Source organism: Nitrobacter sp. 62-13, from assembly GCF_001896955.1.
GTDB lineage: Bacteria > Pseudomonadota > Alphaproteobacteria > Rhizobiales > Xanthobacteraceae > Nitrobacter.
Map to the genome: position 1 here is coordinate 25,105 of NZ_MKRN01000209.1, position 8,311 is coordinate 33,415.

General features: G+C 63.9%; 8 protein-coding genes. 5 read left to right on the forward strand and 3 right to left on the reverse strand.

Going from position 1 to position 8,311, the window contains the following annotated elements; translation table 11 throughout:
- Positions 1 to 51 precede the first annotated feature (51 nt).
- Entirely contained in the window at positions 52 to 1,098 is a 1,047-nt protein-coding gene (locus BGN91_RS17100) for a small ribosomal subunit Rsm22 family protein (RefSeq protein ID WP_292615202.1), read from the forward strand.
- A gap of 9 nt (positions 1,099 to 1,107) precedes the next feature.
- On the opposite strand, the gene BGN91_RS17105 is transcribed toward BGN91_RS17100, so the two are convergent.
- Entirely contained in the window at positions 1,108 to 1,461 is a 354-nt protein-coding gene (locus BGN91_RS17105) for a YbaN family protein (RefSeq protein WP_292615214.1), read from the reverse strand.
- 266 nt (positions 1,462 to 1,727) lie between these two features.
- Here BGN91_RS17105 and BGN91_RS17110 point away from each other — a divergent pair, with 266 nt between their 5' ends.
- The 4 genes from BGN91_RS17110 (at position 1,728) to BGN91_RS17125 (ending at position 5,417) form a co-directional block, all read left to right on the forward strand.
- Positions 1,728 to 2,288: a LemA family protein gene (locus tag BGN91_RS17110; RefSeq protein ID WP_292615204.1), complete on the forward strand. Its 561-nt coding sequence runs from the start codon at positions 1,728 to 1,730 to the stop codon at positions 2,286 to 2,288.
- A gap of 187 nt (positions 2,289 to 2,475) precedes the next feature.
- The gene (locus BGN91_RS17115) at positions 2,476 to 3,624 is read left to right on the forward strand and encodes a M48 family metallopeptidase (RefSeq protein WP_292615205.1); all 1,149 of its coding nucleotides are present in this window, start codon (positions 2,476 to 2,478) and stop codon (positions 3,622 to 3,624) included.
- A 209-nt stretch (positions 3,625 to 3,833) separates the two neighbouring features.
- Positions 3,834 to 4,589: a hypothetical protein gene (locus BGN91_RS17120; protein WP_292615206.1), complete on the forward strand. Its 756-nt coding sequence runs from the start codon at positions 3,834 to 3,836 to the stop codon at positions 4,587 to 4,589.
- A gap of 159 nt (positions 4,590 to 4,748) precedes the next feature.
- Positions 4,749 to 5,417, forward strand: coding sequence for a hypothetical protein (locus tag BGN91_RS17125; protein WP_292615207.1), 669 nt, complete (start codon positions 4,749 to 4,751; stop codon positions 5,415 to 5,417).
- A gap of 30 nt (positions 5,418 to 5,447) precedes the next feature.
- Here BGN91_RS17125 and BGN91_RS17130 read toward each other — a convergent pair whose 3' ends face one another.
- Together BGN91_RS17130 and BGN91_RS17135 are read right to left on the reverse strand one after the other, a co-directional pair.
- Entirely contained in the window at positions 5,448 to 5,987 is a 540-nt protein-coding gene (locus tag BGN91_RS17130; protein WP_292615209.1) for an adenine phosphoribosyltransferase, read from the reverse strand.
- Positions 5,988 to 6,161: 174 nt separating this feature from the next.
- Positions 6,162 to 8,311, reverse strand: a 2,150-nt coding sequence (locus BGN91_RS17135; RefSeq protein ID WP_292615211.1) for an anthranilate synthase component I, incomplete at its 5' end; no start/stop codon positions are given.

The window sequence follows — 8,311 nt, forward strand, 5'->3', positions numbered from 1 at the left end:
ACAAGGCCGGGCATGACGTGTTTATTTTATCGCATCCGGCATCCACCCAACATGACCCCGCCTGCCCTTCCCGCCGCGCTGCGCGCCGCGCTCGACCAAAAGGCGCAGGGCCTTTCCCGCAGCGACGCTGCGGTTCGCGCCGCGGCGATCTCGCAAACTTATCGCAGCGGCGGCGGCTCGAATGCGATCCGGAACGAGCCCGATGCACTCGCCTACGCGCTGGCGCGGATGCCGGCAACCTATGCGGCCGTCGTCGCCTGCTTCAACGCGCTCCGCGAGATCCGTCCGCAATTCACGCCGGTCAGCCTGCTCGATCTCGGCTCAGGGCCGGGCACCGCGACATGGGCGGCGGCGCAGGCGTTCGAATCCCTCGACGCGTTCTCGGCGATCGACGCCAATCCCGCGCTGCGGTCGCTTGCACTCGATCTTGCCGCCGATGAGTCGCGGCTGCGCCGTCTCGACTATATGCAAAGCGATGCGTTGACCGGACTCCGCGAGAAGTCCGTGAGCGCCGATCTCGTCGTCGCGAGTTATGTCATCGGCGAAATGAATGCCGAGCGGCAAGCCGCATTCGCCGATCTGACATGGGCGGCAACCAGCGATACGCTGCTGGCCGTCGAACCCGGCACGCCCGCCGGCTACCGACGCATCATCGATCTGCGCCGCCGCTTGATCGGGCAAGGCGCGCATGTCGTCGCGCCCTGTCCGCACGACCGCGAATGTCCGCTCATGGCGTTTACAAGCGAAGCGAGCCCCGCCTCGCCTGAAGACATCGCATCAAAACAGAAAAATACGTCGGACTGGTGCCACTTCGTGCAGCGGCTGCCGCGGTCGCGCGCGCACAAGCAGATCAAGAGCGCGGAGCTTCCTTTCGAGGATGAGAAATTCAGCTACGTCGCGCTGACCCGAACGCCAGCCTTGCAACGTCGGCCGCGGGTGCTGGCGCCGCCACTGGTCACCAAGGCCGGGATGCGGATCAAACTGTGCCAAAGGGACGGGTGCGCCGACGTCGTGACAATTCCCCGTCGCGACAAGGCCGCCTATGCGCGCATGCGCAGGATCAGTTGGGGCGACACCGTCGTCCCGACCGAGCCGTAGCTTCCGAGGCTATGACGGCCGCGTGAAAACGTAAGTCAGCCCGGTGAGCATGATGAGCGCCACCGCCGCCGTGAGCCACGGCCCCGGATGGCTGCCGAACCAGAATCCGGCAAAACCGATCGCCATGCCGCCCAGCGCCATCAGTTTGGCTTTTACCGGGATCGCGCCGCGCTCGCGCCAGCCGCGCAACAACGGACCAAATAGCGGATGCTGCAACAACCAGTTTTCCAGCCGGGGCGAGGAACGCGCGAAACAGGCCGCGGCCAGGATCAGGAACGGCGTCGTCGGCAGCACCGGCAGGAACGCGCCGATAAAACCGAGCGCGACGAACCCGATACCCAGCACCAGAAACACATAGCGCATCATCCGCGGCGTGGCGGCGTGCCGATCGACGGCACCGGCCGTCTCTGCACCGAAAGAGCGTTCGTTCGCGATCATTCCCTCGCCATTCTGATCAGCCACATCAAAATTCCTGCAAATTCATGCTTCCACAGAACAAAGTACGCGACAACTTGAACTTTTCTAAGGATTTTCCACACCAAAGGGTGCCCTTCCCGGCGGTTCCTGCTGTTCGTGCGTAATTTCGTCTACGGTAGCCGCCTTCGCCCGTCTTATTCAGGAGCCTAACCATGTCGTCCGGCTGGATTATTCTCGGCATCGTTGTCGCCATCGCCCTGTTCGCGCTTGTCGCCTATAACCGGTTGGTCGCGCTCAGCCAGCGCGTCGGCCAGGCCTTCGCCGACATCGACGTGCAGCTCAAGCAGCGTCACGATCTGGTTCCGAACCTCGTCGAAACCGTGAAAGGCTATGCCGCGCACGAACGCGGAACGCTGGACGATGTCATCAAGGCGCGCAACGTAGCGATGTCGGCGCAGGGTCCCGCGCAGGTCGGCGCCGCCGAGAACCAGTTGAGCGGCGCGCTTGGTCGCCTGATCGCACTGTCGGAAGCCTATCCCGACCTCAAGGCCAACGCCAACTTCCAGCAGCTCGCCAGCGAACTGTCCGACCTCGAAAACAAGATCGCGGCCAGCCGTCGCTTTTTCAACAACGCGGTCCAGGAATACAACACCGGCATTCAGCAGATGCCGGCGGCGCTGTTCGCCGGGACATTCGGTTTCACCCGCAAGGAGTTCTTCGACCTCGGCGCCAGCCGCGCCACGGTGGAGCAGACGCCGCAGGTGAAGTTCTGATCACGATTCCGCGGAGTTCGGAAGCGATGCTCGTTTATCAGCGTCATTCCGGGGCGTCGCGACGCGACGAACCCGGAATCCAGTGCCGATCGCAAAGCTCTGGATTCCGGGTTCACGCGATCGGCGCGAACGTGAGGCATTCGTCGCCGGGCGTACCCCGGAATGACGACTTCTAGGCGAACACGCCATGGCAGCTTACGGTCTCTACACCCACATCGCATCGAACAAGATCCGTTCGATGTTTTTGCTCGCCGGCCTGTTCGTCCTGATTTACGTGATGGTGTTCTCAGGCGCGCTGATCGCCGAAGTCGTCAAGCGCGGCGCGGACCACGCCGCGGCGTTCTATTTCACCCGGGCCTGGCATGACCTGATCGCCGCGTTTCCATGGGCAACGGCGGGTTCGGCGCTATGGATCGTCATCGCCTATCTCTTCCATCAGTCGATGATCGACGCGGTCACCGGCGGCCGCGATGTCAGCCGCAAGGAACAGCCGCGGCTCTACAACCTTTTGGAAAATCTGTGTATCTCGCGCGGCATCCCGATGCCCAAACTGAAGGTGATGGACAGCGACGCGGTCAACGCCTTCGCCACCGGCCTGAACCGCCGCCAATACGCCATCACCGTCACCACCGGCCTGATGAAGGAACTCAACGACCGGGAGATGGAGGCGGTGTTGGGTCACGAACTGACTCACATCCGCAACGGCGACGTGCAGTTGATGGTGGTCGCAGTCATCATCGCCGGCGGGGTCAGCTTCCTCGCTGAACTGTTCTTCCGCATCTTCTTCGACAGCGGAATGCGGATCGGCGGCGGAAGCTGGCGCTCATCCCGCTCGTCCTCATCATCCGGCAGCAATAGCGATAACAAGGGCGGCGGCGCCATTGTCGCCCTGATCGTCGCCGTGGCCCTGATCGCGCTGGCCTGGTTCCTCTCGCAGGTGGTGCGGCTGGCGTTGTCGCGTTCCCGGGAACTCATGGCCGATGCCGGCTCGGTCGAGTTGACCAAGGACCCCGACGCCATGATTTCGGCGCTGCGCAAGATCGAGAACCGCGGCGAACTGCCGGGCGCGACCTCCGCGGTGATGGAGATGTGCGTCGACAACCCGCGCGAAGGCTTCGCGGACCTGTTCGCCACCCATCCGTCGATCGAGACGCGGGTGCGTGCGCTGGTGACATATGCCGGCGGCCACGATCCCGGTCCGATTCCTCATCTTCAGGAGCGCGATGCGACCGATCCGGCCGGCAAGCAGGAACTGCCGCCAGGGCCGTGGAGCGAACCCGCGCCGCGGGCGCCTGCGACGCCCCCTGCTCCCGGGCCGTGGGGCGATCATTCCTGATCCTGGCCGTTTTCGAAGTCGATTCAGGCTTGCAAAGTTGCGCGAGAGACGATGATTTCCCGCCGCCACGACGAATTTCGCCAGATTTAATATATCGAATTGAATTCTCCCTCGTTTCTGCCATGGTCGCGCCCCAAGCAAACATCGGGGACATGCCGTCCGCGCGACCTGGCGCGGTTCTCGGCTTTCAGCTTGCTCAAAGGGGTCTCATGGCCAAGCCAGCAGTGATTGTGGTGGGCGCGGACAAGGGCGGGGTCGGCAAGACCACGGTTTCGCGCACCGTGCTCGATTATTTCAACGCCAACAACGTGCCCACCCGGGCGTTCGACACCGAATCGCCACGCGGCACGCTGAAGCGCTTTCACCCTGACATCACCGAGATCGTCGACATGACGACGACCGCGGACCAGATGAAGATCTTCGACACGCTGAACACGGCCAAGGCCAGCGTCACCGTGATCGATGTCCGCGCCGGACTGATGTCGCCCGCGCTGGCGTCGCTTCGCGACATCGGGTTCCTCGACGCGGCGAAGTCCGGGCAGATCACCTTCGCGGTGTTCCATATCCTCGGCCCCTCGATCGCCTCGCTCGACGAGATCGCGGAGACCGCGAACTTCATGTCCGGCGCGAAATATTTCCTCGTGAAGAATTTCATCAACAACACGAACTTCTTCGAGTGGGACCAGGCGACCTACAACAGCTACTTCCGCAAAATAAAAGACGCGACCGAGATCACCATTCCGAAGCTCAACGAGATGGCCTACGAGCAGGTCGAGGTATCCTCGGTGCCCTTCCTCAAATTCGTGGCTAACAAGGGACAGAAGAACGAGTCCGCAAACTATTCGTTCGTCCTGCGCGGCTACGTCCGCCACTGGCTCGCGAATGTCTGGGGCGAATTCGACCGCATCAAGCTCACCGACATCGTCACCTCGAAGGAGAAAGGCAGCCGCGCCTCTGCGAAGTAACCGATCGTTTGAAGCGAGCCAGGCGACGGCCGCCATGCGCTCGCGCCCATAGCGCCGACTTCGGACGCACAAGCGCGCGCTAAGAACCGCGCTAAGAACGACGATGGAGAGTTTTTCGACATCCTGCTGGATCGGGATCCTCTCTCCGATAAGTCAGTCATGCCTCGCACGCCTGTCTACATCATTTGCTCGCCACGCCCGCAGATCGGCAAGACGCTGATCGCGCGGCAACTCAGCGAGTTTCTGCGCCTGCAGCGGGGCGACGTTCTCGCGTTCGACGTCAACCTGAGGGAGCCGTCGCTGGTCGACTACCTGCCGCGACTCACCGAGACCGCGGAGATCGACGACACCTACGGCAAGATGGCGCTGATGGACCGGCTGATCGTGGATGACGGCCTCGCCAAGGTGATCGACCTCGGTTACCACGCATTCGATGAATTCTTCGGGATGATTGCGGAAATCGGCTTCATCAAGGAAGCCGCCCGGAGCAACGTGGCACCGGTCGTCCTGTTCGTGGCCGACAGCGATCGTGTCTCCACGCGCGGCTATCACACCGTGCGGGCAATGCTGCCGCCCGGCGCGCTCGTCACGGTCGACAATGAATACGTCCTGCGCGGAGACCTGCCCGAGACTTTCATGCACAGCCGGGTAATACGCATCGCGGTGCTTCCGGCGTTTCTGAAGAGCTACATCGAACGGCTCACCTTTTCCTTCACCAACTACCTGCGAACCGAGAAGGATACGTCCACCGAGCTGCATCAGTGGATCCGCAGCAACTATTTCAGTTTCCGCGAGATCGAGCAGCGACTGGCGCAGCAGCGGGAGTGACGCTCCGGAATAATAACCGGCTTTTCCAGCTCAATGCCCGCCGAACGACATCAGCGTCCGAACCGGAACGTCCATCGCGCGCAGCTTGGCGGCGCCGCCGAGGTCCGGCAGGTCGATGATGAAGCAGGCCGCGACCACATTGGCGCCGATCTGGCGCAGCAGCTTCACCGCGCCCTCCGCCGTGCCGCCGGTGGCGATCAGGTCGTCGACCAGAATGACGCGCTCGTCCCTAGCGATGGCGTCGACGTGCATTTCCATTTCATCGGTGCCGTATTCGAGCGCGTAGGCCATCCGCACGGTCTGGTGCGGCAGCTTGCCCTTCTTGCGGATCGGCACGAAGCCCGCGGAGACCTGATGCGCCACAGCGCCGCCGAGGATGAAGCCGCGCGCCTCGATGCCCGCGACCTTGTCGATCTTCGAGCCGGCCCAGGGATGCACGAGCTGATCGACCGCGCGACGAAACGCGCGAGCGTCGCCGAGCAGCGTGGTGATGTCGCGGAACATGATCCCCGGCTTCGGATAATCCGGAATCGTGCGGACGGAAGCCTGCAGATCGTCTTCGAAGGTCATCGAATTTCTTTCAACTCAAACTATCGTCGTCATTCCGGGGTGCGCGTTCTTCACGCGCAGGCCCGGAATCCATACGCCCAGCGGTGGTTATGGATTCCGGGCTCGCTCGCAAGATGCTCGCGCCCCGGAATGACGGCTTGTTTATCCTGATAGCGTTCGGGTTAGAAACGAATTTCACGCTCCCTCTCCCCGATCCTTCCCCGCAAAGGGGGAAGGAGACAAAGCCAGCCGGAAGGCATTCTCCACGATCCGCAGGCCGACCTCGCCGCCGAGCGACATCAGCGATTCGGGATGAAACTGCACGCCGCCGACCGGCAACGTCCTGTGCTCGATCGCCATCGGCACACCGTCGTCCGTCGTCGCGGTCACCTCCAGCACGTCGGGCATGCCCTCGCGCTCGACATACAGCGAATGATAGCGGCCGATCACGATCTCGTTCGGCAGATTGCGCATCAAGCGTCCGCCGCGATTCTGCACGCGCGACGGGCGGCCGTGCGCCGGCTGCGAGAGCTGGCCGAGCCGGCCGCCGAAATACTCGCCGATTCCCTGCACGCCGAGGCAGACGCCGAACACCGGCAGTTTCTTCTCCAGCGCGGTGCCGATGGTTTTGGCCATGCCGAAATCCTCGGGCCGGCCGGGACCGGGCGACAGCACCAGCAGGTCGTAGTTCCGCGTGTTCAGCATATCCTGCGCGTGGACATAGCGCACCACCGTGACGCGCGCGCCGACCTGACGGAAATAATCCGCCAGCATGTGCACGAAGCTGTCGTCGTGATCGATCAGCAGCACGCGCTTGCCGGAGCCGGTCGCGTCGGGCGCCACCGCCGAGAGCGGCTTCGGCGCGTCGCCGCGCAGCGCCTGGAACAGCGCGGCCGCCTTGGTCTGGCATTCGCGGTCCTCAAGCTCGGCCTTGCTATCGAACAGGCAGGTCGCGCCGACGCGCACCTCCGCGAGCCCGTCCTTCATGCGGATGGTGCGGATGGTCAGGCCGGTGTTGATCGAGCCGTCGAACCCGACGAGGCCGAACGCGCCGGCGTACCAGCGCCGCGCCGAGCGTTCGTTGTCCTCGACGAACTGCATCGCCCACTTTTTCGGCGCGCCGGTCACCGTCACCGCCCAGGCGTGGGTGAGGAATGCATCGAGCGCATCGAAGCCGGGCCGCAAGATGCCCTCGACGTGGTCGACGGTGTGAAACAGCTTCGAGTAGGTCTCGATCTGACGCCGCGCCAGCACCTTGATCGTTCCCGGCATGCAGATGCGCGCCTTGTCGTTGCGATCGACGTCGGTGCACATGTTGAGCTCGAACTCGTCCTTCTCCGAGTTGAGCAATTCGCGGATCTGCTCGGCGTCGCCGATCGCATCGGCGCCGCGCGCGATGGTGCCGGAGATCGGGCAGGTCTCGATCCGGCGGCCGTCGCTGCGCACGAACATTTCCGGCGAAGCGGAAACCAGGAATTCGCCGTCGCCGAGATTGACGAGACCGCCATAGGGCGACGGATTGATCCGGCACAGCCGTTGGAACACTTCGGCCGGCGAGCGCTCGCAGGGCTCCGCGAACAGCTGCCCGGGCACCGCCTCGAACAGGTCGCCGCGCGCGAACGCGGCGCGCGCCGTTTCCACCGTGGCCTGATACTCGCCGGGGGCGTGATCGGTGAAACCCTGCCGCCCCGACCTGGCATAGACGCTATCGGGCGTGTCGTGCGGAAGGCCCGCGGTCGAACGGCCCTTCCACGCGAAATCGTAGGACAGCACGACGCCGCGGCCGGTGGCGCGGTCGTAGGCCAGCAGGCGATCCGGGACGAACAGCACGATGTCGCGCTGGTCGGCCTCGCGCGCGCGCTTCTGCACCAGATCTTCCATCTGGAACACGAGGTCGTAGGCGAACGCTCCATAGAGGCCGAGCATGGGATCGGCGTCCGATGCGAACGCCGCCACCAGCGCGCGCACCAGCGACATCACGCTGGCGCGCCGGGTGCGCTGATCCTCCTCCACCGGCGCATCGCCGCGCAGGATGTGGCCGGCGATGCGGAGCGCGGTGCTTTCGGTGACCACGGCACAGGGTTCGCTCAGAGCCTCGCTCAGGAAGGCGATCAGCACCTCGCCGCGGGCATTGGTGGCCTCAATGGAAAAATTCAGACCCGTGGTTTCGATCCTGAGCGGCGGATCCGCGAAACCGAGGTCGAAACTCTCATAACGTCCCGGCACCGTCGTGCCCGACGACAGCACCAGGCCGCGGCGGCGATCGAGCAGGTCGATCAGGTCGTCGAGCCGCCTGCCGCCGGTAAAATGCTCGATCGACCGGCTGACGGCGAGACCGCCGGCGG

Bases quoted from the DNA above. Each gene is read 5' to 3' on its own strand.
- BGN91_RS17115 (WP_292615205.1), top strand. From the start codon at position 2,476: ATGGCAGCTTACGGTCTCTACACCCACATCGCATCGAACAAGATCCGT.
- BGN91_RS17100 (WP_292615202.1), top strand. From the start codon at position 52: ATGACCCCGCCTGCCCTTCCCGCCGCGCTGCGCGCCGCGCTCGACCAA.
- BGN91_RS17105 (WP_292615214.1), bottom strand. From the start codon at position 1,461: ATGCGCTATGTGTTTCTGGTGCTGGGTATCGGGTTCGTCGCGCTCGGT.
- BGN91_RS17130 (WP_292615209.1), bottom strand. From the start codon at position 5,987: ATGACCTTCGAAGACGATCTGCAGGCTTCCGTCCGCACGATTCCGGAT.
- BGN91_RS17110 (WP_292615204.1), top strand. From the start codon at position 1,728: ATGTCGTCCGGCTGGATTATTCTCGGCATCGTTGTCGCCATCGCCCTG.
- BGN91_RS17120 (WP_292615206.1), top strand. From the start codon at position 3,834: ATGGCCAAGCCAGCAGTGATTGTGGTGGGCGCGGACAAGGGCGGGGTC.
- BGN91_RS17125 (WP_292615207.1), top strand. From the start codon at position 4,749: ATGCCTCGCACGCCTGTCTACATCATTTGCTCGCCACGCCCGCAGATC.